This window comes from Nioella sediminis (genome assembly GCF_001879695.1).
In the GTDB taxonomy this organism is placed as follows: domain Bacteria; phylum Pseudomonadota; class Alphaproteobacteria; order Rhodobacterales; family Rhodobacteraceae; genus Nioella; species Nioella sediminis.
In genome coordinates this window covers 1-1,194 of the sequence record NZ_MNBL01000028.1, presented here as the reverse complement: position 1 = coordinate 1,194, position 1,194 = coordinate 1, and the positions used below count along the sequence as shown (strand labels likewise).

The window sequence follows — 1,194 nt, the reverse complement described above, 5'->3', positions numbered from 1 at the left end:
CATCGCCGTCGAAATCGCCGAGTCCACCGATCTGCCAGGCGGTGCTTTCACCGCCCAGAACGCTCCAGGTCGGCGTGCCACCCGACATGTCGAACATGCCGTATTGGCCCGTCGTGCCGTTGCGCCACAGGATATCAGAGGTGCCATCGCCCGTCAGGTCGCTTGCGGGGTCAGACTCCGGTTCCGGTAGTGCGGCAGGCACGCGGGTCAGCGCGATCAGATCCTGCGTCAGCACCTGGTGCGGGGTCAGCGGAAGCCCGTCATGAGAGTAAATGCGCAGCTCTTCCGTGCCGAAGCGCAGAACAGCGCCGTCACCGGTCGCGGTGAACTCGATCTGTCCCAGATTGCGCAGCATCGGCCAGGCGGTCAGGTCGATCCGGTCCTGCGACGGGTTGAAATCGCGGATCTCGTCATGGGTTCCATCTGCCTCCATGACGAAGATATCGCGCCCGGCCCCGCCGGTCAGGGTGTCCCGGCCAGCACCATCCATCAGCACATCGTCACCCCCACCTGCCTCGATCACGTCATCCCCCGCGCGCCCGGCAAGCACCTCGCCCGCGTCGGTTCCCGTCAGGATACTGCCCCCCGAGCCGCCGAGGCGGGTTGTTCCGGTTGGGCCGGGATCGACGGTGAACTGGGTGATCCCGGTTTCGGTCCCGCTGCCCACGAAGACCTGCAACTGATTGTCCACGGCGGTGGCCCCGATGGCCGAGACATTTTCAAGCGTGGTGGTGAAGCGGTCGGCAATGGTGTCGTGCAAGAGCAGGCGACCGCCGGGCAGCAGCTCGAAGAAGCTGACGCCATCATCCGCGCCACCAGCAATGACGAAGGCGCGGTCATCGAGCATGACGGTTTCGAGCGATGTCACATGCTGAAAGCGCGTGTTCAGATCGTCGATGATGTGGTCGACCGGGCTGAGCGTTCCGTCGGGGTCCATGCGCAGCACGCTGATGGACGAGCTGTCGCGCGCCGCCACGATCACGTAGTGACCATCGGCAAGGCTGATATGCTCCATCGTGCTGATCCCGGCGACGCCAAGCCCCTGATCCGCGCCACAGACGCCGCCTTCGGTCAGGGCGCCGGTGCCGTCGACCCGGTAGCTGCGGACATGCTGGCCGTTGGCATCGGCCATGACGAGGAATTGCGAGGCCCCGATATCCGCGCGGGCAAGCCCCGCCACATTGGCGGGGGGGG

1 protein-coding gene is annotated in these 1,194 nt (G+C 65.8%); it reads right to left on the bottom strand.

All coding sequences use genetic code 11. The annotated features are described in order from the left end of the window. The coding region (locus BKY26_RS20145) for a calcium-binding protein (protein WP_425434464.1) at positions 1–1,194 on the bottom strand (1,194 nt) is incomplete at both ends.